The 25394-nt window shown below is 69.5% G+C and carries 22 protein-coding genes and 1 pseudogene; 10 read left to right on the forward strand and 13 right to left on the reverse strand.

Annotated features, from left to right (window positions below):
• Window position 1: 1 nt before the first annotated feature.
• Both DKG75_RS01450 and DKG75_RS01455 read left to right on the forward strand, forming a co-directional pair.
• Window positions 2-964 carry a CobW family GTP-binding protein gene (locus DKG75_RS01450; RefSeq protein ID WP_109919298.1) on the forward strand — a complete coding sequence of 321 codons (963 nt, stop codon included), beginning with the start codon at window positions 2-4 and terminating at the stop codon, window positions 962-964.
• Window positions 954-2045, forward strand: a complete 1092-nt coding sequence (locus tag DKG75_RS01455; protein ID WP_109919299.1) for a WD40 repeat domain-containing protein — start codon at window positions 954-956, stop codon at window positions 2043-2045. The genes DKG75_RS01450 and DKG75_RS01455 overlap by 11 nt, the downstream gene beginning before the upstream one ends.
• Here the strand turns inward: DKG75_RS01455 and DKG75_RS01460 are convergent, their stop codons facing one another.
• The 3 genes from DKG75_RS01460 to gcvA all read right to left on the reverse strand — a co-directional run bounded on the left by DKG75_RS01460 (window position 2046) and on the right by gcvA (window position 6529).
• Entirely contained in the window at window positions 2046-3146 is a 1101-nt protein-coding gene (locus DKG75_RS01460; protein ID WP_109919300.1) for a hypothetical protein, read from the reverse strand. It lies immediately after the preceding gene.
• An 85-nt stretch (window positions 3147-3231) separates the two neighbouring features.
• On the reverse strand, window positions 3232-5451 hold the full coding sequence (locus DKG75_RS01465; RefSeq protein ID WP_166646438.1) for a TonB-dependent hemoglobin/transferrin/lactoferrin family receptor: 2220 nt from the start codon (window positions 5449-5451) through the stop codon (window positions 3232-3234).
• Between the two features lie 169 nt (window positions 5452-5620).
• Window positions 5621-6529 carry a transcriptional regulator GcvA gene (gene gcvA / locus DKG75_RS01470; RefSeq protein ID WP_109919302.1) on the reverse strand — a complete coding sequence of 303 codons (909 nt, stop codon included), beginning with the start codon at window positions 6527-6529 and terminating at the stop codon, window positions 5621-5623.
• Window positions 6530-6639: 110 nt separating this feature from the next.
• On the opposite strand from gcvA, the gene DKG75_RS01475 reads away from it, so the two are divergent.
• From DKG75_RS01475 to DKG75_RS01485, 3 genes are all read left to right on the forward strand, one after another.
• Window positions 6640-7833, forward strand: a complete 1194-nt coding sequence (locus DKG75_RS01475; protein WP_109920102.1) for an acyl-CoA dehydrogenase — start codon at window positions 6640-6642, stop codon at window positions 7831-7833.
• A gap of 2 nt (window positions 7834-7835) precedes the next feature.
• On the forward strand, window positions 7836-9014 hold the full coding sequence (locus DKG75_RS01480; RefSeq protein WP_109919303.1) for a CaiB/BaiF CoA transferase family protein: 1179 nt from the start codon (window positions 7836-7838) through the stop codon (window positions 9012-9014).
• Window positions 9015-9075: 61 nt separating this feature from the next.
• Window positions 9076-9732 carry a DUF4328 domain-containing protein gene (locus DKG75_RS01485; protein WP_166646437.1) on the forward strand — a complete coding sequence of 219 codons (657 nt, stop codon included), beginning with the start codon at window positions 9076-9078 and terminating at the stop codon, window positions 9730-9732.
• 7 nt (window positions 9733-9739) lie between these two features.
• On the opposite strand, the gene DKG75_RS01490 is transcribed toward DKG75_RS01485, so the two are convergent.
• The 3 genes from DKG75_RS01490 to DKG75_RS01500 all read right to left on the reverse strand — a co-directional run bounded on the left by DKG75_RS01490 (window position 9740) and on the right by DKG75_RS01500 (window position 13281).
• The gene (locus tag DKG75_RS01490) at window positions 9740-10162 is read right to left on the reverse strand and encodes a cupin domain-containing protein (RefSeq protein ID WP_109919305.1); all 423 of its coding nucleotides are present in this window, start codon (window positions 10160-10162) and stop codon (window positions 9740-9742) included.
• A gap of 97 nt (window positions 10163-10259) precedes the next feature.
• Window positions 10260-10793: a hypothetical protein gene (locus DKG75_RS01495; protein WP_133636907.1), complete on the reverse strand. Its 534-nt coding sequence runs from the start codon at window positions 10791-10793 to the stop codon at window positions 10260-10262.
• A 70-nt stretch (window positions 10794-10863) separates the two neighbouring features.
• Window positions 10864-13281, reverse strand: a complete 2418-nt coding sequence (locus DKG75_RS01500) for a penicillin acylase family protein (protein WP_109919307.1) — start codon at window positions 13279-13281, stop codon at window positions 10864-10866.
• A gap of 282 nt (window positions 13282-13563) precedes the next feature.
• Between DKG75_RS01500 and DKG75_RS01505 the strand changes: the two genes are divergently transcribed.
• Window positions 13564-14304, forward strand: a complete 741-nt coding sequence (locus tag DKG75_RS01505; RefSeq protein ID WP_109919308.1) for a PhoH family protein — start codon at window positions 13564-13566, stop codon at window positions 14302-14304.
• A gap of 55 nt (window positions 14305-14359) precedes the next feature.
• Here the strand turns inward: DKG75_RS01505 and grxD are convergent, their stop codons facing one another.
• The 3 genes and pseudogenes from grxD to DKG75_RS23310 all read right to left on the reverse strand — a co-directional run.
• Window positions 14360-14698, reverse strand: a complete 339-nt coding sequence (gene grxD / locus DKG75_RS01510) for a Grx4 family monothiol glutaredoxin (protein WP_109919309.1) — start codon at window positions 14696-14698, stop codon at window positions 14360-14362.
• Window positions 14699-14801: 103 nt separating this feature from the next.
• Complete coding sequence (locus DKG75_RS23305) at window positions 14802-16220, reverse strand: homospermidine synthase (RefSeq protein ID WP_243746508.1); 1419 nt, start codon at window positions 16218-16220, stop codon at window positions 14802-14804.
• Window positions 16221-16340: 120 nt separating this feature from the next.
• Window positions 16341-17252: pseudogene (locus DKG75_RS23310) on the reverse strand (YihY/virulence factor BrkB family protein); the annotation flags it as partial.
• Window positions 17253-17337: 85 nt separating this feature from the next.
• Between DKG75_RS23310 and DKG75_RS01520 the strand changes: the two are divergent.
• The 4 genes from DKG75_RS01520 to DKG75_RS01535 all read left to right on the forward strand — a co-directional run bounded on the left by DKG75_RS01520 (window position 17338) and on the right by DKG75_RS01535 (window position 18734).
• Entirely contained in the window at window positions 17338-17673 is a 336-nt protein-coding gene (locus DKG75_RS01520; protein WP_109919311.1) for a hypothetical protein, read from the forward strand.
• Between the two features lie 73 nt (window positions 17674-17746).
• Window positions 17747-18232, forward strand: a complete 486-nt coding sequence (locus DKG75_RS01525; RefSeq protein WP_109919312.1) for a chemotaxis protein CheW — start codon at window positions 17747-17749, stop codon at window positions 18230-18232.
• A 27-nt stretch (window positions 18233-18259) separates the two neighbouring features.
• On the forward strand, window positions 18260-18502 hold the full coding sequence (locus DKG75_RS01530) for a DUF4160 domain-containing protein (RefSeq protein ID WP_109919313.1): 243 nt from the start codon (window positions 18260-18262) through the stop codon (window positions 18500-18502).
• On the forward strand, window positions 18486-18734 hold the full coding sequence (locus tag DKG75_RS01535) for a DUF2442 domain-containing protein (RefSeq protein ID WP_109919314.1): 249 nt from the start codon (window positions 18486-18488) through the stop codon (window positions 18732-18734). Before DKG75_RS01530 ends, DKG75_RS01535 begins: the two co-directional genes overlap by 17 nt.
• A gap of 11 nt (window positions 18735-18745) precedes the next feature.
• On the opposite strand, the gene DKG75_RS22860 is transcribed toward DKG75_RS01535, so the two are convergent.
• Genes DKG75_RS22860 through DKG75_RS01555 form a run of 4 tightly spaced genes read right to left on the reverse strand, consistent with a single transcriptional unit; the run spans window position 18746 to window position 25394 of the window.
• The gene (locus tag DKG75_RS22860; RefSeq protein WP_166646436.1) at window positions 18746-20815 is read right to left on the reverse strand and encodes a hypothetical protein; all 2070 of its coding nucleotides are present in this window, start codon (window positions 20813-20815) and stop codon (window positions 18746-18748) included.
• Window positions 20812-23511 carry a DUF4159 domain-containing protein gene (locus DKG75_RS01545; protein ID WP_109919315.1) on the reverse strand — a complete coding sequence of 900 codons (2700 nt, stop codon included), beginning with the start codon at window positions 23509-23511 and terminating at the stop codon, window positions 20812-20814. Before DKG75_RS01545 ends, DKG75_RS22860 begins: the two co-directional genes overlap by 4 nt.
• Window positions 23512-24381 (reverse strand): DUF58 domain-containing protein, encoded by an 870-nt coding sequence (locus DKG75_RS01550; RefSeq protein ID WP_243746493.1) that lies wholly within the window; start codon window positions 24379-24381, stop codon window positions 23512-23514.
• 14 nt (window positions 24382-24395) lie between these two features.
• A complete protein-coding gene (locus tag DKG75_RS01555) occupies window positions 24396-25394 on the reverse strand; it encodes an AAA family ATPase (protein ID WP_109919316.1) in 999 nt (332 codons plus the stop codon).

The raw sequence follows: 25394 nt of genomic DNA on the forward strand, positions 1-25394 counted from the left end.
CATGGACCGGGTCCCCGTGACCGTGTTGACCGGCTATCTCGGCGCCGGCAAGACGACGCTTCTGAACCGTATCCTGACCGAGCAGCACGGCAAGCGTTATGCCGTGGTGGTGAATGAGTTCGGGGAGATCGGCATCGACAACGACCTCGTGGTGGAAACCGACGAGGAAGTGTTCGAAATGAACAACGGCTGCATCTGCTGCACCGTGCGCGGCGACCTGATCCGCATCCTGACCGGGCTGATGCGCCGCAAGGGCCGGTTCGACGCCATCCTGATCGAGACCACGGGCCTGGCCGATCCCGCCCCGGTGGCCCAGACCTTCTTCGTCGACGAGGACGTGCAGGCGAAGGCGAAGCTCGACGCGGTGGTGACCGTGGTCGATGCCCGCAACATCGAGGCCCGCCTCGCCGATTCCAAGGAAGCGCGCGAGCAGATCGCCTTTGCCGACGTCATCCTCCTGAACAAGACCGATCTCGCCACGGCCGAAGACCTCGACCGGATCGAGGGGCTGATCCGCGCCGTCAATACCTCGGCGGAAATCCACCGCACCAGGAACAGCGTCATCGATCTCGACAAGGTGCTGGACCGCGGCGCCTTCGATCTCGACCGCATCCTCGCCTTCGAGCCGCAGTTCCTGCGCGAGGGCCATGTCCACAGCCACAACGACGACATCGCCTCGATCTCGCTGACCGCGGTCGAGCCCCTCGACGAGAACAAGTTCAACCGCTGGATCTCCTCCATCCTGCAAAGCAAGGGCGCGGATATACTGCGCTCGAAGGGCATCCTCTCCTTCGTCAACCAGGACGACCAATTCGTCTTCCAGGGCGTGCACATGCTGATGGACGGCGATTATCGCCGGCCCTGGGCGGCGGACGATCCGCGCATCTCGCGCATCGTCTTCATCGGCCGCAACCTGGATGTGCCGGCGCTGAAGGCCGGGTTCGAGGCCTGCCGTGCCGCCTGAATTCGGAACCTTCGAAGACGAAATCTACGCCGACCGCCTGCCCGCCAGCCGGGTCGACTGTTTCCCCCAGGCGGCCGGCATCGTCGCCCTGGCCCTCGGCGCGAGCGATACGCTGGCGGTGGCGCTGGACGATGGCCGCATCGCCGCCGGTTCCGCCCTGGCGCCGGCGGAATTGAGCGCGGTCGAGGTCCATGACGGCGTTTCCCAGGCGCTGGCGGCCGGGCCCAAGGGCGGCTTCGTCAGCGGCGGCGACGATGGCCGTGCCGTGCTGCTCGGGCCCGGCGGCGCCCTGACCGAATTGCTGCCCGCGGGCAAGGCCTGGGTCGGCGCGGTCGCGGCCACGGCCGCCGGCGGCCTGATCGCCGTCGCCAGCGGCAAGGTGCTGCGCCTGTTCGATGCCGCCGGCACGCTTCAGGGCGAGGCGCCGCCGGTCGCGACCACCATCACCGCGCTTGCCTTCAATCCGAAGGGCAAGCGGGTGGCGGCGGCCCATTACGGCGGGGTCACCCTGTGGTATGCGGCCGGTCTCGCCGGCACGCCCAAGGCGCTGCCGTGGAAGGGCAGCCACGTCAGCCTGACCTGGAGCCCGGACGGCCGCTTCGTCGTCACCGGCACCCAGGACAAGGAATTGCACGGCTGGCGCATCGACGACGGCGTCGACATGCGCATGTCCGGCTATGCCGCCAAGGTGAAGAGCTTCGCCTGGTCGGCGGACGAACGCTGGATGGCCTGCGCCGGCAGCCCCTATGTGACCTCGTGGGATTTCATCGGCAAGGGGCCCATGGGCCGGCCGCCGCATCAGTTCGGCGCGTCCGAGGAATTCCTGGCGACTCATGTCGCCGCCCACCCCAAGCTGCCGGTGGTCGCCGCTTGCTTCGAGGACGGCCGCATCGAGATGGGCCGCTTCATGGTCGAGGGCCAGGTGCTGCTGAAGGAGGTCGGCGGCGGCCTGCCCACCGGCCTGGCCTGGAGCGCCGACGGCGGCCGTCTCTATATGACGACCGAGGACGGCGAGATCTTCGTCGTCGACCTCGAAGACCTGAAGGTCAGCGCCGCGTCCGGCAAGGGCAAGCGGCGCTGATCATGATCCCGCAGCCGGGGCGGCATGGGCCGTCCGGCTGCGGTCGAGGGCGGCAAAGGCGGCGGCCGGGCCGAGCTTCAGCGCAATGGCGTCGCGGGCCTTGAGGGCCCGGGTCGCGACCTCCGCATCGTCGCTGTCCCAGACCAGGCGCCAGGCGGCGTCATAGAGGCGGTGCAGGGCTTCCGGGTCCGGCGCCTCGCCGAGCGCATTTTCCACCGCTTCGATCCGGGCCTTCAGATCCGCCGGTTCCCCCGGCTGGGGCGGCAGGCGGTGGCGGTAGCGGGCCTTCTCCTGCACCGCCGTGATCCGTTCAAGCAGGGCCGCCGATGGCGCCCGGCCGAGGGCGAGGGGGGCGAGGCTCCGGTCGAGCAGCACTGCGTGACGGCCCCGGACCAGGGCGGCCCCGGTGGTGCGCACGCCGTCGAGGACCAGGGGCGAAAGCGCGTGGTCCGCGTGTTGGAAGCGGCGATTGCCGGCATCGTCGATGAAGGCGAACCAGGGGCGGCCCTGCCAGGTCAGCAGGTCGGCGCTGCGCACCTGTCCCCGGGCGAGGCGGCGGTCGCGCCGGGACGCGCCCGCAAGGCCGAGAAAGGTGAGGCCGAGCCCGATCAGGCCGCCGCCGATGACCACGAGGAGAAGGGCATTGAACCAGCGGGCCGCCAGCAGGCCGAACGACCAATAGACCCCAGGCCGGCCGAACAGGAGGCCGGCGCCCCGGGGCTGCGGATTACTGGGCTCGCTGACGGTTTCGAGCGCATAGCGATGGGTGCGGCCTTCGATCTCGATGGTGACGGGGCATTCCCATTCGCCCGGGGTCTTGCTGCCCGCGGGGCTGGCGTCATAGCTGCAGGGATCGAGGCTGACGACGGCGCCGGGCACCGGCTGCCCCAGGCCGAGGGCCAGGGCGCTGTCGATCAGCAGGCCGCGCCCCGCCGGGGTGAAGAAGAAATAGGCGACGAGAAGGGCGGCCCCGGCGCTTGCCAGCACGCCGGCGGCCAGATATCCGGCCGCCCGCCGCAGCGGCGATGCCCCGCGCAGCCGATAGGGCGGGGCGGGGAAGCCGATCCAGGCCAGGAGCTTTTGGTCCGGCTGCGGTATCATCCCGTTCTCTTCGCCATTTCGGGCGATTGTAGCGGCGGGAGCGGGCATTGGGAACCGCCCCGGCCCGAAGGCCGGGGCGGCGGGATCAGAAGCGGTAGGTCGCGCTGACCCGGAAGTTCCGGCCGGGCTCCGAAACCCGGTCGATGGTCGCCTGGGCCGGCGCGGCGGTGGCCGAGGTGGCGTCGGGCACGTTCAGCGCATTCCAATAGGTCGTATCGAAGACGTTGAAGATGCCGCCGTCGATCCGGACACCCGGCACGAAGGACGGTTCCCAATAGGCGGTCAGGTCCAGGGTGGTGTAGGACGGCACCCGGACGTCCGACGCCAGCGCGGTATCGTCGCGGGTGGCGGCGGCATTGACCACCGCATCGGCGCCCCAGCTGTCGGCCGAATAGCCGAGGCCGACGAGGGCGCGCAGCGGCGGCACCGAGTTCAGATAGGCATCGGTCTCGGTGTTCTTGCCGGTGGCGACGGAGAGCGAGCCCCAGCTCCGCCAGCCTTCGGCGAAGGCCCATTGGGTGCTCAGCTCGACGCCGTAGATCTGCACCCGCGAGAGGTTCTGGTTCTGTTGATAGAACAGGTAACCGGCGGGGGCGGGGGTCAGGTTCACCGCTTCGATGAAGTTGCGGTAATAGCTGTTGAAGAAGGCGATGCGCCCGCCCAGCTTGTCGTCGCCGAGCTTGGCGCCGACTTCATAGGAATTGCTGGTCTCGGGCTTCAGGTCCGGGTTGCCGACCACCATGTAGGCGGACGGGCCGGCGCTGCCGCGGAACACGGTATAGAGTTCGCCGACCGACGGCGCGCGGTAAGCCTGTGCCCATTGAGCGTAAAGCGAGACATCCTTGTCCGGGGTCCAGGTCAGCAGCAGTTTCGGCGACACGCGGGAACCGTCGGACGAGGCGGGCAGCCCGGTCACGGCCGAACCGGCGTTGTTGCGGAAGGCGGCGCTGTCCTGCGGTTCGCGCTCGAACCAGTCGAAGCGCAGGCCCGGGGTGACGGTCAGGGTGCCGTCCAGCAGGCTGATGTCGTCCTGCACGAAGGCGGCGAAATCGCGGCCCTCGGCTTCGGGAATATCGGCCTGGTTGACCTTCAGGCTGGCGCAGGTGCCGGTGGTAACGCCGGTGCGGGTGCAGTCGTCGGCGCCGCCGGCGAACTGCTCGGAACGCGTGGCGGCGAAATCGGCGCCCAGGGTCAGCCGGTGGCCGAGGCCGCCGGCCGTGAACGCCAGGGTCGCATCGCCGTTGGCGCCATAGGTCTCTTCCTCGGTCTTGTATTCGCGGACGAAGAGGCCCGACTGGCCGGCGACGGCGGGGGTGCGGCGGCGGGCGTCCTGGTTGTTTTCCCGGGTCGTATCCTGCCAGTAGAGGATGACGCGGGCCTGCTGCACCAGGCTGTCCGCGGACGGCGCCGAGAAGGTGTAGTCGACCGAGGCGCGCTTGCGGTTGTTGATTTCGGTCACCGTATTGGCGCCGGCCGCGAAGGTCGCGGTCGTCCCTTGCGCCGACAGCGTGTCGATCTCGTTCTCGTCGTTGTAATATTCGCCGGTGAAGCCCAGGCGATGCCCTTCCGCCAGATAATGGTGGATGGTGATCAGGCCGTTGCCTTCCTCACGGTCGGACGGATCGGCGACCGTCCGGGTCGCGCCCAGGACATCGACATTGCCCTGGTTTTCCAGCTCGTGGCCGAAGCGATAGCCGCCCTGGGCCAGCACCAGCGTATCGCCCAGCCGCGCCGCCACGGCGGCGGTCGTGCGCCAGCTCTCGTCGTCGCTGGTATAGGTTTCCTTCAGCAGGCCGCCGAAATTCTTGTCCCCGGCCAGCAGGTCTTCGGGTTGCAGCGTGCGCAGGACCACGGCGCCGCCGAGGGCGCCCGAGCCGAGGGTGCTGGAATCCGCCCCCTTGAAGATGTCGATGGTCGACAGCGAATCGAAGCTGACGCTGGACAGGCCGCCGCGATAGGAGCGCACGGGATCGTTCAGCCAGGGCAGGCGGATGCCGTCGATGGTGGTCAGGACCCGGTCTTCGCCGAGGCCGCGGATATTGATGCTGCGGGTGCCGCGGTCGACATTGACGCCGGCATCGACGCGGCGGGAGAAGTCTTCGAAATTCTCGACCTGGCGCTCTTCCAGCGTTTCCCGGTCGGTGGTCTCGGCCTTGACGGGCTTTGGATCCGCCTCGCCCTCGACCGTAACCTGGTCGAGCTGGATCGGCGCCGCTTCCTGCGCCAGCGCCGGAAGGCCGAAGGTACCGGCTGCCAAGGCGCCGAAAGCCACGCCCCGCAGCAGGGACTGCCGGATCATACCCATCAAATTCCCCATCACTAAACAGATGCCCCCGGCGGCCACGGTGGCCGGCCCGGTCGATGAGGCGATTTATTTTGCGAGTGACACTCAAAAGCAAGAAATCGGATGCCGATCCCGGCCTCCGAGCGGAAATAACGATCACTAACACCTTGATAATGATCATCTTTTCAAATCATTCGGGGGCGATCTGGCAAAGCAGCCAGTCGCGGAAGGCGGCCAGTGCCGGCAGGTTCCGCTTCGCCTCCGGATAGGCCAGGAAATAGCCCTGGGACGAGATCACCCGGGTGTCGAACAGGGGCACCAGCTCGCCCCGGCGGATTTCCTCGGCGACCAGCAATTCGGGGGCGAGCGCGATGCCCAGGCCGGCCACCGCCGCCTGGAGGACCATGGCGAATTGCTCGAAGCTCAGGCGCTGCTGGTCGCCCGCCGGGCCGAGGCCGAGGGCGGCGAAACATTCGCCCCAGGCGCGCGGCCGCGTCGCCTGGACCAGCAGGGTGGCGTGGCGCAGGTCCGCGGGCGTGCGATAGCCGGCGGCCTCGATCAGGGCCGGGGCGGCGACCGGCACCAGCACTTCGCCCATCAGGCGGTGCAGCACCGCGCCCGGCCAATGGGCGTCGCCGAAATGGATGGCGGCGTCCAGCCCCTCCTGCTCGAAATCGAAGGGGCGCAGCCGGGTCGAGAAGCGGATGGTGACGTCGCGGTGGCGGGCGAAGAAATCCGGCAGGCGCGGGATCAGCCAGCGGGTGCCGATGGTCGGCAGGATGGCGAGGTCGAGAGTGCCGCCGCTGCCCCTGAAGGCGATGGTCTGGGCGGTGGCGGAGGCGAAGCGCGCCAGCGTGTCGCGCAATTGCTCGGCATAGAAGCGGCCGGCCTCGGTCAGATGCACGCGCTGGCGCCGGCGCTCGAACAGGGCAAGGCCCAGCCGCGCCTCCAGGTCCTTCACCTGCCGGCTGACCGCGCCCTGGCTCAGGTTCAATTCCTCGGCGGCGCGGGTGAAGCTGCCCAGCCGGGCCGCCGCCTCGAAGGCGACGAGGCTGCCGAGCGGCGGGATCAGGCGGCGGCTGAGGGGCTGGTCGGTCATGGTGCTTCCGGGCGACTTGATGAGAATATCGCATGAAGTTGATCCGGGATCATCCGTTGCGAAGCGTCTTTCCCTCGGCCATCCTCGGGCATCTTGGAATTGTGGAGACCATGATGGCTTCGTCGCGCGCCGCCTTCGTCTGGGAAGATGCGTTCCTGCTGGAAGACCAATTGAGCGAGGACGAGCGCCTGATCCGCGACAGCGTCCGCGCCTATGCGCAGGAAAAGCTGCTGCCGCGCGTCGTCTCCGCCTTCGCGGAGGAGCGTTTCGACCGCGAGATCATGAATGAAATGGGGGAATTGGGCTTCCTCGGCTCGACCATCCCGGCCGAATACGGCGGCGCCGGCGTCTCCTATGTCGCCTATGGCCTGGCCGCGCGGGAGGTGGAGCGGGTCGATTCCGGTTACCGCTCGGCGATGAGCGTGCAATCGTCCCTGGTCATGCATCCGATCCATGCCTATGGCGACGAGGACCAGCGCCGCAAGTATCTGCCGAAGCTGGCGACCGGCGAATGGATCGGCTGCTTCGGCCTGACCGAGCCCGACCACGGCTCGGACCCCGGCGGCATGCGCACCCGCGCCGCCAAGGTCGACGGCGGTTACATCCTGAACGGCGCCAAGATGTGGATCACCAATTCGCCGATCGCCGACCTCGCGGTGGTCTGGGCCAAGTCGGACGCCCATGACAATGAGATCAAGGGCTTCGTGGTCGAGCGCGGTTTCAAGGGCTTCTCTACCCCGAAGATCGAGAACAAGCTGTCGCTGCGCGCCTCGATCACCGGCGAGATCGTGCTCGACAATGTCTTCGTGCCGGCAGAAAACCTGCTGCCGAACGCGCGCGGCCTGGGCGGTCCCTTCGGCTGCCTGAACCGGGCGCGTTACGGCATTTCCTGGGGGGCACTCGGCGCCGCCGAATTCTGCTGGCACGCCGCGCGGCAATATACGTTGGACCGCAAGCAGTTCGGCCGCCCGCTGGCCCAGACCCAATTGGTGCAGAAGAAGCTGGCCGACATGCAGACCGAGATCAGCCTCGGGCTGCAAGGCTCGCTCCGCGTCGGGCGCCTGATGGACGAGGGCAAGGTCCTGCCCGAGGCGATCTCGCTGGTGAAGCGCAACAATTGCGGCAAGGCGCTGGACATCGCCCGCCAGGCCCGCGACATGCACGGCGGCAACGGCATTTCCGGCGAATTCCACGTCATCCGCCACCTGCTGAACCTCGAGACGGTGAATACCTACGAAGGCACCCACGACGTCCATGCCCTGATCCTGGGCCGGGCCCAGACCGGCCTGCAGGCGTTCTTCTGATCATGGCCGGGGCGCCGCACGAGGGGCTGCGGGTCATCGAACTCGCCCGCATCCTGGCCGGTCCCTGGGCCGGCCAGATCCTGGCCGATCTCGGCGCCGACGTGATCAAGATCGAAAAGCCGGGGGCGGGGGACGATACGAGGTCCTGGGGCCCGCCCTTCCTGCCCGGGCCGGACGGCGGCACCCTGGGTGCTGCCTATTTCCACGGCTGCAACCGGGGCAAGCGCTCGGTCGCCGTCGATATCGCGACGCCGGCAGGGCAGGCGGCGATCCGCGATCTCGTGCGCGGCGCCGATGTCCTGATCGAGAATTTCAAGGTCGGCGGCCTTGCCCGCTACGGCCTCGACTATCAAAGCCTGTCGGCGCTCAACCCGCGCCTCGTCTATTGTTCCATCACCGGCTTCGGCCAGGACGGGCCCTATGCCAGACGGGCCGGCTACGACCTGATGATCCAGGGCCTCGGCGGCATCATGGACCTGACGGGGGAGGCGGACGGCCCGCCCCAGCGGGTCGGGATCCCCCTGGTCGATCTCTTCACCGGCGTCTATGCGGTGGTCGCCATCCAGGCCGCCCTGGCGGAACGGGAAAAATCCGGCCTCGGCCAGCATGTCGACATGGCGCTGCTGGATACCCAGGTCGCCATTCTCGGCAATCATTCGATCGCCTATCTCGCCACCGGCAACACCCCCAGGCGTTACGGCAATGCCCATCCGAGCATCGTCCCCTATCAGAGCTTCGCCTGCGCCGACGGCCACCTGATCCTCGCGGTCGGCAACGACGGCCAGTTCAGGAAGGCGGCGGCCGTGCTCGGCCTTGCCGGTCTCGGCACCGACCCGCGCTTCGCCACCAACGAGGACAGGGTGCGCCACCGCGAGACCCTGATCCCCCTGATGGCGGCGCGCATGGCCGAAATCCCGCGCGACACGCTGCTGGCCGGCTTCGAGGCGGCGGGCGTGCCGGCGGGGCCGATCAACACGGTCGCCCAGGTCTTCGCCGATCCCCAGGTCCGCCACCGCGGGATGCAGCTCGAACTCGATTCCGGCGGCATGCCGGTGCCCGGGGTGCGCACGCCCATCCGCCTGTCGCGCAGCGACCTCGTGCTCGACCGGCCGTCGCCATCCCTCGGCCAGCACACGGAAGAAGTGCTGGCGGGCCTCGCATTGCCGCCGGACGCTAACTAAACGTAAAGGCATTGCCCGCAGAATCGGCCGATCCGGTTCGGCTGTGCTTGGGGGAATGGCCATGTCCCAGATTGCGGGTGCCGCGACGTTGCTCTATCGCTCGCCCGCGCCGCGGGCGCTGGCGCTCTGCCTTCTGGCGGTCGCGGTCGCGATCATCGCGGTGATGATCCTGCACCGCCTGCTGATCCTGCTGCACGATCCCCTGATCGAGGAGGTCCGGCGCAGCGCGCTCCTCCTGAAGAAGGTGGAATGCGCGGCGCTGGCCGGGCTCTGCTGTGTTCTGCTGCATTACATCCGCGGCGTGCGCGACAATCTCGCCCCGCTCGGGGTCAGCGATGCCGCCTGGCCGGCGGCGACGGCGGCGGTCCTCTGGCTGCTGCCGGTGATCAACCTGCTGTTCGCCGCCCTGCTGCTGCGCGAGGCGTGGCAGGCGAGCGATCCGGCGCGGGCGCAGTCCCTGTTCGTCAACTGGCGGCAATCGGCGGCCAGCAGCCTGCCCTTCGTCTGGGCCGCCCTGTTCCTTGCCGCCCTCGGCCTCGTGATCGTGCCCTGGGCGGACGCCGGGCTCGCCGGCAGCCTGCTGCTCTCCGCCGTCGGCGAGGCGGTGATGGTGGCGGCCATGCTCGTCCTGATCGTGCTGGTGCTGCGCCTCGCGCTGCGCCAGGACCGGCGGGCGGCACGACGGGATGTCGGCGCCCTGCCGGCCTTCGGCCGCTGAGTTGCGGTTACGACCAGGGAACAGGCTCCGGCACGGGACAGGGGCCTTCCGCGTCCTTGGTGCCGAAATCCGCCGGCCCGACGATTTCCAGATATTCCATGTCGGGCGAGTAATCGTAGAGGTAATGGGTGATGCCCGGGCGCTGGTGCACGCAGTCCCCGGCCTCGACCAGCGTGTCCTTGTCCTCATACATGAAGCGGGCCCAGCCCTTCAGCATGATGACGATGTGGAAGTCCGCCTGGTGCTGGTGCCAGCCGGTGCCGGCGGTCGGCGGGTTGTTGGCCTTGACCAGTTGGGCGATCACCTTGCCGCCGGTCGCCTCGGTGATGCCGAGATCGCGATAGAGGAAGAAGTCGCGCAAGCCCTCGCCGATGAAGGCCGTATCGGCCGGCTTGACGTGGGAAAACTTGTTCGCACCCTCAGTTGCCATAAGCGCACTCCGTCAGGCTGTTACAGTGACCCTGCAATCAGCATCCCTGATATTGCCGCAATGCGGCAAGAGTGTTTGCGTGGCAAAAGGTGCGAATTCAGCCGGAAATGCAGCGGTCGAAAGCGGCTTGCGGGCTGAGCCGGCCGGCCCCGGCCAGACATTGGGCCATGGCCGTATCCTCGCAGACGAAGCGGGGGCCGTCGGTGCCCGGCAGGGCATAGGCCCAGCCGGTGGAGCCGCGGGAATTGCGGCAGACGGCGGACCACGCCCGGCTGTCCGGGGCGCGCCAGGTGATGCGGTAGCGCCAGACCCCGGGCAGCAGCGGGTCCTTCACCGCATCGACGATGGAATAGACGAACAGCCCGTCAAGGAAGGTGGTGCCGACCAGATCGCCGGTGTCGAGTTCGCGGCCGTCCGCATTGCCGGTCAGGCGCCCGCCCTCGACCGCGATGACGTCCAGCACCTCGGCCCGGGCAGCGCGTGTCGTCTCGCCGCCCAAGGCGGCGAGGACAAAGGCGGCAAGGGCGCAGACCGCCGCGGTGCCAGACCCGATGGGCCGGCGCCATGCCCGGTATAGATTACCGGGCGGCTGTTGTCTCGGATGCCAGAGGCTCGGATGCCAGACAGCCACGAACCGTATCCCCCAATTCGTTACGGTTGCTTAGCATATGCAGCAAATTGAGGTCATTCTGTGACATTGATCACCGCGAAGGCAAGAGCCTGTATTCCCGATAGCCGGGCCCCTGCCATTTTTCCGGCGCGGTCGGGATCTCGACATAGCCGTCGGCGGCCCAGATCCCCGACAGGTCGTCCCAATGGGGCGAATAGGGATTGCCCGACTGTCCGGTCGAAATGATGAAGCGCGAGCGCGACAGGTCGGCAAGGTCGTAGACCGCGCGGAAGCCGGCGGCATGGACATTGGCGAAGGGATTGTCGCGGGCGCCGAAGCGCATGGCGCCGCGCAGCAGCGTGTCCTCGCCGCCGCCGACCGGGGGCCGGATCGCGGTCCACCCGCTCAGCACCGGCAGGAAACGGAGAATCGGGTGGCGCATGTCGGCGACATGGGCCTTGCCCCAGCGCCAGTCGGCCGGGGTTTCGCCCTGCTGCGCCGCCAGTTGCGCCAGGGCGCCGTCCAGGGCCGCGCGGGCCTGGGTCCGGCAATCCTCCGCCGCCGGTGTCGCCGGGTCGTCGCACCATTGCCCCTGGCCGTTCAGGACCGCGCGCAGTTGCACCGGCCGCAGCCCGGCCCAGCCGCCGTAATCCTCGCCCAGCCGGCCGGCGAAAAGCCGGCGGTTGAGGTCCCGGGCCCAGGCCATGGCGATCAGGGGGGCGGGGCTGTCGGCGCTCATCCGCCGGTCCCAGGCGGCGAGGATCGCCAGCGCCTCTCCCGGCCGTCCCTCGGCCGGGCCGTGCAGCGCGATCAGGGGCGCGATGAATTCGACCGAGAACGGGGACAGCGTGTCGGCCTGGCCGGCCGCGGCATCGTCCAGCGTATAGCCGGCGGGTTTTGCCGCCAGCAGCGCGGCCAGCCGCTCGGCCCGATAGGGGACGTCGTAATCCTTGCCGACCAGCACCGGGTAATCCGGGCCGGTGACGGCATTATTGGCATTCAGCACCACGCCGCTGCCCGGCCGGCGCACCTGGGGCAGGGCCTCGAAGGGCACGAAGCCGGTCCAGTCGCCGGCGCCCGAGGCGCCGTCCGCCGGCATGCGGCCGTCGCCGGATTTGCGGACCGGCAGGCGGCCGGCCGAAACCATGCCGATCGTGCCCTTGGTGTCGGCATAGGTCAGGTTCTGCTGCGGGCTGTGGAACTGGCGGGCGGCGGCCAGGAAATCGTCGGCATCCTTGGCCGCGACGAAGCCGAGCAGGGCTTCCGGCGTCTTGTCCCCCGGCTGCAGGGCGGCATGGGCAAGCGCCACCACCGTCCCCTCGGCCCGGGGCAGGCTGCCGGCGGCCAGGTCGGAGACCACGGGGCCGTGCCTTGTGCTGCGGATGGTGACGGTCACCGGTTCGCCGAAGCGGACTTCGATCCGTTCCTCACGCAGCTCGAACGGGCGCGGGCCGTCGGGCGTCAGGTAACGCGTGGGGTCCGCGGGATCGACGGTCTCGATGAAGAGATCGGCGGCATCGCCGTTGGTCGTGGTCAGGCCCCAGGCGACATGGCCGTTATGGCCGAGCAGGGGCATGGGAATGCCCGGAATCGTCGCCCCGACCACGGCAAGGTCCGGCGCGGCGAGATGGACGAGATACCAGAGCCCCGGCGCCATCAGCCCCAGATGCGGGTCGTTGGCCAGGATCGGCTTGCCGGTCGCCGTGCGCTCGCCGGCCACGGCCCAGGCGTTGGAAGCGCCGGCGCCGATCTGGTCGGCGCCGGGCACCTCGAAGGCGAAATCCAGCGCGCGGCGCAGCGCCGGCAAAGCGGCAAAGGGGGCAAGCGTGCCGGCGCCGTCGATGGCGGGCCCGCCGCCGGTCGGGGGCGTCAGGAATTCCAGGGTCTCGCCGTCCAGCCGGGCGGCAAGGCGGCTGCGCAGCGCCTCGCCCTGCCAGTTCCCGGTCAGCATCATGCCGAGCAGCTTGCCGAGCACCAGGCTGTCCGACGGCCGCCAGGGCGCGGGCTCGGTCATCAGCAGGGTGAATTCCGGGGGCAGGGGGCGGTCACGGCCGGCGATCCAGCTGTTCACGCCTTCGGCATAGGCTTCGAGCACGGCCTTCAGCGCGGGGCTGGCGGCGGCGTAATCGGCCTCGGCCATGCGGGCGATGCCCAGCGTCCGCGCATAGGTATCGGCCGGCACCGCCGCGCTGCCGGCGACGGCGGCAAGCTCGCCCCGGCCGAAGCGGCGGAACAGCTCCATCTGGAACAGCCGGTCCTCGGCATGCAGGCGGCCGAGGGCGACGAAGGCATCGCGGCCATCGGCGGAAACGACATGGGGAATGCCGTGCGAATCGCGCATGATCCGGACAGGGGCGCCAAGCCCCGCCGCCACGCTTTCCCCCTCGCTCGCCGGGACCGACCGGACGAGCCACAGCGCCACGCCCGCCAGGACCACGGCGAGCGTGACGATCAGCGTTCCAAGCCCGAGGGCGGACCATTTCAGCGCACGGCCGAGACTTGGTTTCACGGCGGGTTCCTTGTGTTATTTTTGTGTGACGCAACAAAATCTTGCGGACAAGTGCCGCTATCGGCGCATAATAGTGGCGTTGTGAACCGTGGTGAAAAGGTTATCGACCCTGATCCATCCGCGCCACATCTCGCCCCCCTCCCTCCGCCGCGCAGCAATGCCGCCGTGCGATGAGAAGCCGCCCGTTTCAGGCGGCTTTTTTGTTGCCCGCGCGGCGGGCCTCCGCGCCTGCGGCCGGGGCGACGCCTGCCTGCCTCTCGCTCAAGAATCGAGGAGTGCCGCATGACCAAGAGAGCCACCCGTGCCAAATCCCAGGGCGATGCCCATGAAGGCAAGGTCCGCACCCTGTTTCAGGAGGTTGCCGGCTGGGACCCGGTGGACGAAGACAATCGCGAACAGCGTTTCGTGAAGAAGGTCAGGCCGCAGAGCGAGAACCAGCGCATCCTGATCGAGGCGATCCAGAACCACAATCTTACCCTGGCGCTGGGCCCGGCCGGCACCGGCAAGACCTATCTCGCCATCGCCCAGGCGGTCGAGGCGCTCGAAGCCGGCGAAGTGAACCGCATCGTCCTCTCCCGCCCCGCGGTCGAGGCGGGGGAAAGCCTGGGCTACCTGCCCGGCGACATGCATGAAAAGCTGGCGCCCTATCTCCAGCCGCTCTACGACGCGCTGAACGAGCGCCTGGGGGCGAAGCGCCTGAAGGCCTATCTCGCCAACGGCTCGATCGAGATCGCCCCCGTCGCCTTCATGCGCGGACGCACGCTGAACGGCGCCTTCGTCGTGATCGACGAGGCGCAGAACTGCACCTATGCCCAGATCAAGATGCTGCTCACCCGGCTCGGCTGGCATTCCACCATGGTGCTGACCGGCGACCCGGACCAGAGCGACCTGCTCGAAGGCCTGTCCGGCCTGGCCGGCATCGCCGAGAAGCTGGAAGTCGTCCCGGGCATCGCCGTCGTCCGCCTGTCGGACCGGGACATCGTCCGCCACCCGCTGGTCGCCTCCATGCTCGGCGTGCTCTGAGCATGAAAAACCCCCGCCGGCCGGGCCGGCGGGGGTTCGTTTCGCTTGGCGGCGCTCAGGCGGCGTCGTTGTAGGCGATGCCCTTTTCGGCCAGCAGGGCCTGCAATTCGCCGGTCTGGTACATTTCGCGGATGATGTCGCAGCCGCCGACGAATTCACCCTTCACATAGAGCTGGGGAATGGTCGGCCAGTCCGAGAAGCGCTTGATGCCGTCGCGGAGCGAAGGGTCGGTCAGGACGTCGAAGCCCTTGAACTTCACGCCCAGGCGCCCCAGCACCTGCACCACCGCGGCGGAGAAGCCGCACTGCGGGAAGATCGGCGTGCCCTTCATGTAGAGGACCACCGGGTTTTCGTCGATGTCGCGACGGATGCGGTCGAAGACTTCTTCGCTCATGGCCAGCTCCTGCGCCGCGCGGGCGCGGGTAAACGATCCGATGATAGGAAACTAGTGTGGCGCGCGGGCCGGCGCAAGTGCGGCCCGCGCCGGCCCCCTTTGCTCAGATCACGCGGATATTCTTGAACTGCCAGGGGTCCTCGGTATCGAGGTCTTCCTCGAACAATTGGGCGCGGTCGTCGAGCGGCGTCCAATCGGTGAAGACGCCGACCCGCGGGCCCCAATATTCGCCGGCGATGGCCAGGCAGCGGGCGAAGTCCATCTCTTCCGGCTCGATCACGCCCTTTCGCGGGTTCTCGATCGCCCAGACCAGGCCGGCCAGCACCGACGAGGTCACCTGAAGCGTGGTCGCGCCGTTGTGGGGGGCGAGCGTCCTGGCGGTGTGGATATCGAGATGGGAGCCGAGCCAATAGGCGCCCTTGGCATGGCCGGCCAGCAGCACGCCCAATTCGTCGTAGCCCGAGACGATCTCGTCCCGCATCAGGCGCTTCCTGTCCTGCATCTTCCAGTTCTTGCCGGCCAGCTCATGGACCGACATCACCGCGTCGTCGGACGGGTGATAGGCGTAATGGCTGGTCGGGCGGTAGACGGTCTCGCCGTTCTCGCTGACGCTCAGGTAGTCGGCCAGCGAGATCGCCTCGGAATGGGTGATCAGGAAGCCGTGGAAGGGACCTTCCATCGGCGTCCAGGTGCGGATGCGGACCGAGGCGCCGGGGCGCTTGAGATAGATCGCGGCGCCGGCGCCGTAATCGTGGCGGGCGCCGTCGGCCGGGAAATGCCGCTCGTGGGTGCCCCAGCCGAGTTCGGCCGGCTGGCAGCCCTCGCCGACGAAGCCGTCGATCGACCAGGTGTTGACGAATTCGCCGATGGCCCGGGGAATATTGGCCTTCTGGCTGTCGCGCTCGGCGATATGGATGACCTTGATGCCGAGGTCGCGGGCGAGCGCGGCCCAGCCCTCGCGGCTGGTCGGGACCGCGGCCGGGTGGTTGCTGGCGGCGGCGATGTCCAGCAGGCCCTGTTTCACCAGGTGGCTGACGTGGCCCGGGTTGGCGCCATGGGTCAGGACCGCGGTCGGCCCGCCCGGATATTTCGCCTTCAGGGCCAGCGCCTGTTCGCGAAGGCCGTAGTTCGAGCGGGCGGAGGCGCTGAGCGAGGTATCGGTATAGCCGCCGGCCCAGGGCTCGATGCAGGTGTCGAGATAGAGCGCGTCGCGCCCGTGCGCGAATTCGACCAGCGCCAGCGACGAGACGTCGACCGACAGATTCAGGATGAAGTCGCCCCGGCCGATCAGCGGCGTCAGCAGGCTGGCGTAATTATCGCGCGTGAGCGGTTCCTTGATGAAGGTCACGCCGTATTCGGCAGCGACGGCGGCGCCTTGTTCCTCGGCGGTCACGATGGTGATCCGGTCCGCCGGCATGTCGATATGCCGGAGGATGAGAGGCAAGACACCCTGTCCGATCGAGCCGAAGCCGATAATCACGAGCCGTCCGGCAAAAGCCGTATGCTGGGTCTGGCGGTCCATGGTCATCGTTCTCCTGAATACGGAGCGTAAGGCGCGCAGGCCACGCTCCCGAATGGCACCCATCGATAGGTTCGGTTGTGGGGAAGGGGGGGATGCGGGTTCTATACTGAAAAGCGCCACATTGAAATGGGCACCGATCAACAAAAGTGTCGCACTGGCATAAAAAAATACCAGGACGACCACAATGGAGCCCAGGCTACCGTATGTTACATTATAGTTACCGACATTGCGCAGAAAGAGCGAGAACAGGCTGGCACAGGCGATCCAGCCCAGCGTGGTCAGGGCCGAACCGGCCAGGACCAGGCGGATCTTCAGTCGCCGGGCCGGCAGCGCCCAATGCATGAAGACCAGCGAGGCGAAGACCATCAAGGTGCCGGTGCCGTAGCGGGCGAAATCCCACAAAGGCCGGCTCCACGAGCGCGGGGCATAGGGCTTCACCAGCCAGTCCCAGACCTGCGGCCCCAGGATGACGGCGAAGGAAATGCCGATCATGACCACGGCGCCCAGCAGCACGAGACTGAGATGGATCGCCTGCTGCACCAGGAAGTGCCGGTGCTCGACGGCGCCGTAAGCCCGGTTCAGGGCGACGCGCAGGGCGGCGATGCCGTTGCCGGCGGTGAACAGGGTGACGACGACGCCGATGGTCAGCAGGTCGCTCTTCTGTCCCGACAGCAGCACCTGGCGGACGGCGGGGGCCAGCGTCTTCGCCACGTCTTCCGGCAGGAAGGTGAACAGGGCCTGCACCGCCTGCTGCGCGCTGTTGGCGGTGCCGAGCGAGCCGGCCAGCGCCGCCAGCGCGATCAGGAAGGGAAACAGCGAAAGCAGGCCGGTGAAGGACAGATAGGCGGCGAGATTGGTCGCATCCTCGCGGCTGGCCCGCAGCAAGGCACGGAAAAGCGCCTTGAAAATCCGCCCGACCATGAAGACCGGGGCCAGGACCAAGCGCATCAGCGGCCCGAGGCGGGCGGAAGAGGAAGGCGGAACGGGCGTCGCCCCGGCGGGCGCCCCGGCCTCGATCTCGACGTCAGCCATGATACGCTAAGGAATGCAGGGCGTGGTTACCTTTGGTCAAGACATCGTTCAGTATGATGGGGCTGCAACAAGGGGTTGGCGACCCATGACCGACCTGGGCGAGCGTAAAAGAGTCTATGAGGTGCATGTCCTGCGCGCCGGGCGCTGGACCGTGGTCGACGTCCTCGAGACGCGCGAGGATGCGCTTGCCCAGGGCGAGCGCCTGCGCGGCTCGCACGAGGGGGTCCGGGTCAATATCGAGCGTTTCGATCCCGACCGCGGCACCTTTACCGCGACCACGATCTGGGAATGGCAGGCGCCCCGGCGCGGCGGCCCGCGCTATCAGCCGGCCCCGGTCCGGCCCGAGCCCTTCCTGCCCCGGAGCGGCCAGGCCCGGCCGACCGCGCCGAAACCCTGGTGGCGGCGCTGGCTGGGGCTCTGAGTCTCCCCGGTTAGCACAGCCTTAACCGTTCGCTGCGCAGACTGTGCCGGACCTATTCACCAAGGATGCCCCCATGGCCGAACCCGCGCTCAAGGACCGCGCCACCGCCGCCCAGAAAACCGCCGTCCAGGCGGAACGGCGCCAGTTCGTCACCATGACCGTGGCCGGCCAGGCGTTCGGCCTGCCCATCCTCGACGTCCATGACATCGTGGTGCCGGAAAAGATCACCCGGGTGCCGCTGGCCCAGCCCGAGGTCGCGGGGCTGATCAACCTGCGCGGCAAGATCGTCACCGCCATCGACATGCGCGAAGTCCTGCGCGTGCCGCCCGCCCCCGGCGGGCAGCGGCGGGTCGGCGTCACCGTCAGCCACCGGGGCGAGACCTATACGCTGCTGGTCGATGCGGTGGGCGAGGTGATCGAACTGGGCGCGGACCGTTTCGAAGCCAATCCCCCGACCCTGGACGCCCGCTGGCGCCAGCTCGCCGACGGCGTCTTCCGCCTCGACCACGGCCTCCTGGTCGTGCTCCGGGTCGACCGCATCATGCAGATCGAACGGTGAACACCGGATTCGAAGGAGGCCGCTGTCATGCCGGTCGTACTTCGGATCGCCAACTATCGCTTCTTCTTCTACTCGAACGAGGGCGATCCTCGTGAAGCACCGCATATCCACGTGATGCAGGGACGGGATGAAGCGAAATTCTGGCTACAGCCCGCCGTATCCCTGGCCTACAATGATGGCTTCCCCGCCCGGACGCTGAACCATTTGCAGAGATTGGTGGAGCAGCACCGAGATGACCTCGAAAGGGCTTGGCATGAGCATTTCGCCTAGAGCGCTGCGCTTCGACGAGGATTGCCTTTGGGTGGAACTCGAGGATGGCCGCACCATCGGGGTTCCCCTGGCGTGGTTTCCCCGGCTGCTGCATGCCAGCGCTGCGGAGCGGGAGGCCTGCACGCTCAGCCGCCGTGGCATTCACTGGGAGGCGCTGGACGAGGATATATCCGTTGCGGGCCTTCTGGCCGGGCGCGGCGATCAGACCGATCGCCGGATCCAAGCGGCCTGACACCCTGATCCCTATCGCCCCTCGCGCCACCAGGCGGTCATGAGCAGGCCGAGGAGGAGGATGAGGGCCAGTGCCGCGGGCAGCAGCGGGACCTGGGATACAGCCGTCACCTCATAGGCGCCGTTCTGGCGCAGGCCCAGCCAGCCGGCCCCGGCCATGGTCCGGTCCGGGCGCACGCGGCGGATCTCGGGCAGGCCGCTTTCGGCGAGGAAGCGGGCGCTGCCCGACGTCGCCTCGGCGGCGGGGGCGAGCAGGTCCAGGGTGGCGCGGACATCGGCCATTTCCCGCCCGCCGGTATCGCCGACCGCGACACTGACCACCCGCGTGCCGTCGGAAACATGCCACAGCCCCTGTTCGTCCGCCGGCACGGTGCCGATGGCGACGCCGTCCGGGTGATCCTGCAGGGTGACCGTGCGGGTCTTGCCCGAGGGTGATTCGACCTCGACCGGGGGCGCGCCCGGAGTCAGGCTGCGGCGCTCGATCTCGATCGTGCCGTCGCGGGCCGTGGCGCGCAGCACCTCTTCCTCGAGATCCGGTTCCTGCATCGACCAATGGGCGATCCGGCGCAGCAATTCGGCCTGGGGCCCGCCGCCCTCGAAACCGCGCTGCCACAGCCAGGCTTCGTCCGAGGCGAGCAGGGCGACCCGGCCCTTGCCCTCGCGCTGGAGGACCAGCAGGGGCAGGCCCTCGGCCCCGGTCATGGCGATGACGGCGCCGGGCCGCGCCTCCAGGTTCGACATGCGCAGCCAGCGGCCCCAGGTCGCTTCCTCCCCCGGCTTGCCGGCATGGGGCAGCAGGGCGGTGACCGGGTGGCGGCGGCCCGCCTCGGTCAGGGCCGGGCGGAAGGGGGCGACGATATCCGGCCCCCGGGGGTGGGCCGGCAGGATATTGGCCAGCGCGCTTTCATAAAGGCTGAGGGGCGCATCCGCATCCGGGCTGGCCGCGATCATCAGGGCGCCGCCGTTCTGCACATAGTCGACGACATTGGACAGATAGTTGGAGGGCAGGATGCCGCGCTGGCGATAGCGGTCGAAAATGACGAGGTCGAACTCGGACAGTTTCTCCTCGAACAATTCCCGGGTCGGGAAGGCGATCAGGGACAATTCGACCACGGGGGTCGAGTCCTGCTTCTGCGGCGGGCGCAGGATGGTGAAATGGACGAGATCGACGGAAGGGTCGGACTTCAGGATGTTGCGCCACGCCCGCTCGCCCATATGGGGCTCGCCCGAGACGAGAAGGACGCGCAGCCGGTCGCGGATGCCGTTCACGGTGACGATGGCGCGATTGTTCGCCGGGGTCAGTTCCGCCGGCCCCTCGTTCACCTTGAGGTCGAAGAGATTGGCGCCGCGCTTTTCCGGGGTCACCAGGATGGTGGTCGGCTCGCCCACCGGCACCTGCCGGGTGACGGGGACGGCATCGTCGGCGGCGATGGTCACGGTCGCGGGGACGCCGGCGATGCGCTCGCCCGGCTCGCCCTCGTCGATGCGGATGCGGATCGGCACCGGCTTGCCGATCACCGCATAGGACGGCGCTTCGAGCACGGTCAGGCGGCGGTCGCGCTCGCCCGGGCGGCCGGTCGCCAGCAGATGCAGGGGGGCGGCGGGCAGGCCGGGACCGGCGGCCAGCGCCGCATCGGCGGCGCGCCCGTCCGAAATCGCCACGACGCCGGCCAGGCGGTCCTGCGGGATCTCGGCCAGGGCCTGCTGGATCGCCGCCACCAGGGGCGTGCCGTTGGCGTCCGAGGCGATGGTGATCTCCCGGACTTCCAGCCCCGGCTGGCGGGCGAGGCGGTCCTTCAGCCCGGCCAGGGCGGTATCGGTTTCCGCCGGCCGGCCGGCAATGCCCTGGCTGGCCGAACGGTCGACGGCGATCAGGGCGATGTCGCTCAGGGGCCGGCGGCTTTCCTCGCTCGCGATCGGGTTGACCAGGACCGCGAGCACCGCGAGGACGAGGCCGAGGCGGAGCAGCCCGCCCCGGCTGCGCCGGGCCAGGGCCAGGGCCACCAGGGGCAGCAGCAGGGCGGCGAGGCCGGCGATCAGCCAGCCGTCCACCAGGGGGGCGAAGTCGAAGCCGATGGTCATTGCCCCAGCCTTTCCAGCAGCGCCGGCACATGGACCTGATCCGCCTTGTAATTCCCGGTCAGGGCATAGAGCACCAGGTTGATGCCGAAGCGCAGCGCCATTTCGCGCTGGCGCGGGCTGTCCGGCTCCAGTGCGGCCAGGGGCCGGCCCTGGGCATCCAGCGCCCAGGCCGCAGCCCAATCGTTGCTGCCGACGACATAGCCCGAGACGCCGTCGTTCTCGGGCGAGGCATTGGCCTCGACCCAGAGCGTGCCGCCCTCATAGCGGCCGGGAAAACTTTGTAGCAGGTAGAAGGATTTGGTCAGCACATGGTCCGCCGGCACCGGCACCAGGGCTGGCACGTCCAGGCGCGCCAGCGTCCGGCGCAGCAGCAATTCGCCCGCCGATGCGCCGAGACCGGGGATGTCCCCGGCGCCCTGGGTGATGTCCCTGGTATCGAACAGGACGACGCCGCCCGATTTCAGGTAGTGATCGACCCGTTCCATCGCCACCGGGCCCGGATCGTAACCCTCGGCCATGGGCCAATAGATCAGGGGATAGAAGGCGAGGTCGTCGGCTTCGAGGTTGATCGCCACCGGTTCCCCCGGCTCGACCGAGGTGCGCTGCGCCAGCGCGGCGGAAAGGCTGCGCAGGCCCGCCTCGCTGAGGTCGTCGACGGTCCCGTCGCCGGTGATGACGAAGCCGAGCCGGATGGTGCCGGCCGCATCCGCCGCCTCGATCGCCCGCGCCGGCTGGGGCATCTGCATGCCGACAGCGAGGGCGAGGGCGCCGAGCGCGGTCGGCACCAGCCGCCCCGACAGGCGCAGGGCGATCAGAAGATCGGCGGCGATCAGCAGCAGGGCGGCGACCAGCAGCCAGGGGCCGAACGGCCGGGCCGGCGCGGTTTCCGGCAGGGCGACGGTCACGCCGGCCATCGCCGGCAGGGGCGCCAGGGCTTCGAGTTCGACCTGAAGGTTCAGGGCGCGCCGCGCCACCGCATCGCCGTAATAGCCGGGCGGCGTGCGCGGGCCGGGCACGGTCGCGGCGAAGGCATCGGCGGCGATGGCGCCAGCCCCGGGCATGGGCCCGCCCAGGCGGCCGAAACCGTCGAGACTGGCGAAGGGCGGCAGGCTGCGCTCGCTTTCGGCAAGCGTCGCCTCGCCGTCCGCAAGCCCGGTGATCCGGCGCAGCAGGTCGACGAACAGGCCCGAGAGGGCAAGGTCCGACCAGTCGCTGTTGGCCGAAGTATGGATCAGCACGATCAGCCCGCTGCCGCGCCGCGCGCCGGTGATCAGCGGCGTGCCGTCGGCCAGCCGGGCCCAGGTCTTGCGGTCGAGATCGAGGGACGGTTCCGCCAGCACCTGGCGGCGGACGCGGACGTCCGGGCCCGGCACCAGGCCGGCGAAGGGGCTGTCGGGCGGGAAGGGGGCGATCGGCGCCGGCTCGGTCCAGGACAGGGAGCCGCCCAGCGCCCGGTCGCCCTGGCGGATGCGGACGGGCAGGAGATCGTCGGCCGAGGCGGCGAAACGCGGCCCGGCGAAGCGCAGCAGCACGCCGCCCTTCTCGATATAGGTTTCGAGGGCCGGGCGCGTTGCCGCCGGCACCTGCCCGACGTCGGTGAGGATGATCACCGAGGGCGGCGCCTTCAACAGGTCGGCCAGCGGCGCCCGGCGGATGTCGGCGAAGGGCGACAGGGCGCGCTCCAGGTAGAAGGCTTCCGAAACCAGGGGCTTCAGGGCTTCGTCCCCGCCCTCGAAGGCGATGCCGACCAGCCGGCGGCGCCAGCGCCCGTCCAGCAGATGGGTGGCGGCGGCCGAGGCTTCCTCGGCGATATCGACCCTGGTCACCTTGTTGCGGAGTTCGGCCGGCAGGTCGATCACGGCGCTGCGTCCCGGCTCCTCCGGCCCGAAGTCGACGCTTTCCCGGCCGAGGATCTGGCCGGCCTCGTTGCGGGCCAGAATGGTGGCGCGCCGCGGCCCGTCCGCCACGGCGCGGGCGAGATCGACGGTCAGGCCGTCGCCCTCGATCCGGGGCGCGCCCAGGGCGAGCGCGGCGGTTCCCGCCGGCAGGTCCAGGCGGATGACCGGGCCGAAAGCGGTCAGGCGGGCGGCGAAATCGGCGGCGGCACCGTCGTCGACGCCGTCGGCCAGCCACAGGGTCTCGCTGACGGCATCGGCCGGCAGGGCGTCCAGGGCGGCGATGGCGGCGCGGCGGTCGGCGGCCCAGGGCTTGGGTTGCAGGGCGGCGATCTCGCCCCGCACCTGGGCCCGGGTCAGCAGGGCGGGGGCGGCGGGTGCCGCCGCGCCGGCGGCCGTGGTCAGCAGGCGGATCGGGCGGTCGGCAGCTTCGGCGGCGGCGATGCGCGGGGCCAGCGCCTCCATCCGGTCGCGCCAATGGGCGGCGGCGGCCCAGCCGTCGTCGATCACGATCAGCAGGGGGCCGGCGGTGCCGCCGGCGGTGACCGGGTTCAGCACCGGCCCGGCCAGGCCGACGATGACGAGGCCGGCCAGCACGAGGCGCAGCAGGATCAGCCACCAGGGCGTGCGCTCCGGCGTCTCCTGGCGCTGGGCGATGTCGAGCAGCAGGCGCAGCGCCGGAAAGCGCGTCTCGCGCGGGGCGGGCGGCGTCAGGCGCACCAGCCACCAGATGGCGGGCAGGCTGGCCAGGGCCAGAAGCACCCAGGGCGCGGAAAAGCCGATGGCACCCAAACCGAACAACTACCGTCTCCCGAGATCCGCCAGGGCGAGGAACAGGGCAAGCAGGGCGCTGGCCGCCGGCCGGTCGGTGCGGTGATGGATCACCGTCCAGCCGGTGCGCCGGGCCAGGGTTTCGATCGCGTCGCGATGGGCGGCAATGCGGGCGCGATAGGCCTCCGCCAGGGTTTCCGCCCGGCCGACCAGCAGGCGGCCCTCGCCTTCGAGGCCGAGGAAGCGGTTCCGCCCCTCATAGGGGAAATCCGCCTCCGCCGGGTCTAGGACCTGGAGCAGGTGGCCGCTGACGCCGCGGGCGGCGAAACCCTCGACCAGGGCTTCGATCTCGGCTTCCGGGCGCAGCAGGTCGCCGATGATCACCGCCCGGCAGTCGCGTGGCAGGGCGGCGGCGGGCGGCAGGCTGGCCTCGGCCGGCGCCGGCAGGGCCAGGGTTTCCGCCAGGGTGACCAGCCAGGCGCGGCCGGTGTGGCCCGCCGTCTCCTGGCCGATCAGGCCGACCCGCTCGCCGCCCCGGACCAGCAGCGAGGCCAGCGCGAGGCCCAGCAGGGCGGCGCGGTCGCGCTTGGTTTCCAGCTTGCGGTCGCTGGCGAAAGCCATGGAGGCGGAGCGGTCGACCCAGAGGAAGACGGTCTGCGCCGCCTCCCATTCCCGTTCGCGGACGAAGACGCGGTCGCCGCGCGCCGACTGGCGCCAGTCGATGTCGCGGATCTCGTCCCCCGGGCGATAGGGGCGGAACTGCCAGAAACTGTCGCCCTGGCCGACCCGGCGGCGGCCGTGCACGCCCTGGTCGACGGTCGCCGCCACCCGCTCGGCCGCGACCAGCAGGGGCGGCAGGCCGGCGCCGAGGGCTTCGCCCCGAAGTGCGGAAACGGGCACCTTGTGCGGGCTCCTCAGCGCAAGGGTTCGACCAGCCGGTCGATGACCTGGGCGATGCCCACGCCCTCGGCCCGGGCGGCGAAGGTCAGCGCCATGCGGTGGCGCAGCACGGGCGCGGCCAGCGCGATGACATCGTCCTTCGACGGCGACAGGCGGCCGTCGATCAGGGCGCGGGCGCGGGCCGCCAGCATCAGGGCCTGGGCCGCGCGCGGGCCGGGGCCCCAGGCGATCAGCTTGGCGATCTCGGCCCGGCTTTCCCCCGCCGGGCGGGCGGAGCGGACGAGATCGAGAATCCCCTCGACCACCGAATCGCCGACCGGCATGCGCCGGACCAGATCCTGCGCCGCCTGCAATTCGCCGGCTTCCAGCACCGGCCGGGCCTTGGGCGCGGCCGCCCCCGTGGTCGCGATCAGCATGCGCTTTTCCGCCGCCCGGTCCGGGTAGTCGACATTGATTTCGAGCAGGAAACGGTCGAGCTGGGCTTCCGGCAGGGGATAGGTGCCTTCCTGTTCCAGCGGGTTCTGGGTGGCGAGGACGTGGAACGGCCGGGGCAGGGGGTGGCGCTCGCCGGCGATCGAAATCTCGCCCTCCTGCATCGCCTGAAGCAGGGCGGACTGGGTGCGCGGGCTGGCGCGGTTGATTTCGTCCGCCATCAGCAGCTGGCAGAACACCGGGCCCTTGACGAAGCGGAAGCGGCGCCGGCCGTCCTCGCCCTCCTCCAGCACCTCGGTGCCGACGATGTCGGCGGGCATCAGGTCGGGCGTGAACTGGATGCGCCGGTCGTCGAGGCCGAGCACGGTGCCCAGCGTCTCGACCAGCCGGGTCTTGGCGAGGCCGGGCACGCCGACGAGAAGGCCGTGGCCGCCCGCCAGCAGGGTGACCAGCGCCTGCTCGATCACCGTTTCCTGGCCGAAGACCACGTCGCCGATCGCCGCCTTCAGGGTGGAGAGCCTGGCCCCGAGGCGATCGATTTCCTGAACAAGAGCCTCGCGGCTGTCGCTGACGTTCGCCAT

The organism is Zavarzinia compransoris (assembly GCF_003173055.1).
GTDB lineage: Bacteria > Pseudomonadota > Alphaproteobacteria > Zavarziniales > Zavarziniaceae > Zavarzinia > Zavarzinia compransoris.

What these genes read in the sequence shown, in the direction of transcription:
- grxD (WP_109919309.1), bottom strand. Translation starts at nt 14,698, where the DNA reads ATGAGCGAAGAAGTCTTCGACCGCATCCGTCGCGACATCGACGAAAAC.
- DKG75_RS23305 (WP_243746508.1), bottom strand. Translation starts at nt 16,220, where the DNA reads ATGGACCGCCAGACCCAGCATACGGCTTTTGCCGGACGGCTCGTGATT.
- DKG75_RS01535 (WP_109919314.1), top strand. Translation starts at nt 18,486, where the DNA reads ATGAGCATTTCGCCTAGAGCGCTGCGCTTCGACGAGGATTGCCTTTGG.
- DKG75_RS01485 (WP_166646437.1), top strand. Translation starts at nt 9,076, where the DNA reads ATGTCCCAGATTGCGGGTGCCGCGACGTTGCTCTATCGCTCGCCCGCG.
- DKG75_RS01520 (WP_109919311.1), top strand. Translation starts at nt 17,338, where the DNA reads ATGACCGACCTGGGCGAGCGTAAAAGAGTCTATGAGGTGCATGTCCTG.
- DKG75_RS01490 (WP_109919305.1), bottom strand. Translation starts at nt 10,162, where the DNA reads ATGGCAACTGAGGGTGCGAACAAGTTTTCCCACGTCAAGCCGGCCGAT.
- DKG75_RS01450 (WP_109919298.1), top strand. Translation starts at nt 2, where the DNA reads ATGGACCGGGTCCCCGTGACCGTGTTGACCGGCTATCTCGGCGCCGGC.
- DKG75_RS01465 (WP_166646438.1), bottom strand. Translation starts at nt 5,451, where the DNA reads ATGGGTATGATCCGGCAGTCCCTGCTGCGGGGCGTGGCTTTCGGCGCC.
- DKG75_RS01555 (WP_109919316.1), bottom strand. Translation starts at nt 25,394, where the DNA reads ATGGCGAACGTCAGCGACAGCCGCGAGGCTCTTGTTCAGGAAATCGAT.
- DKG75_RS01525 (WP_109919312.1), top strand. Translation starts at nt 17,747, where the DNA reads ATGGCCGAACCCGCGCTCAAGGACCGCGCCACCGCCGCCCAGAAAACC.
- DKG75_RS01505 (WP_109919308.1), top strand. Translation starts at nt 13,564, where the DNA reads ATGACCAAGAGAGCCACCCGTGCCAAATCCCAGGGCGATGCCCATGAA.
- gcvA (WP_109919302.1), bottom strand. Translation starts at nt 6,529, where the DNA reads ATGACCGACCAGCCCCTCAGCCGCCGCCTGATCCCGCCGCTCGGCAGC.
- DKG75_RS22860 (WP_166646436.1), bottom strand. Translation starts at nt 20,815, where the DNA reads ATGACCATCGGCTTCGACTTCGCCCCCCTGGTGGACGGCTGGCTGATC.
- DKG75_RS01530 (WP_109919313.1), top strand. Translation starts at nt 18,260, where the DNA reads ATGCCGGTCGTACTTCGGATCGCCAACTATCGCTTCTTCTTCTACTCG.
- DKG75_RS01460 (WP_109919300.1), bottom strand. Translation starts at nt 3,146, where the DNA reads ATGATACCGCAGCCGGACCAAAAGCTCCTGGCCTGGATCGGCTTCCCC.
- DKG75_RS01480 (WP_109919303.1), top strand. Translation starts at nt 7,836, where the DNA reads ATGGCCGGGGCGCCGCACGAGGGGCTGCGGGTCATCGAACTCGCCCGC.
- DKG75_RS01475 (WP_109920102.1), top strand. Translation starts at nt 6,640, where the DNA reads ATGATGGCTTCGTCGCGCGCCGCCTTCGTCTGGGAAGATGCGTTCCTG.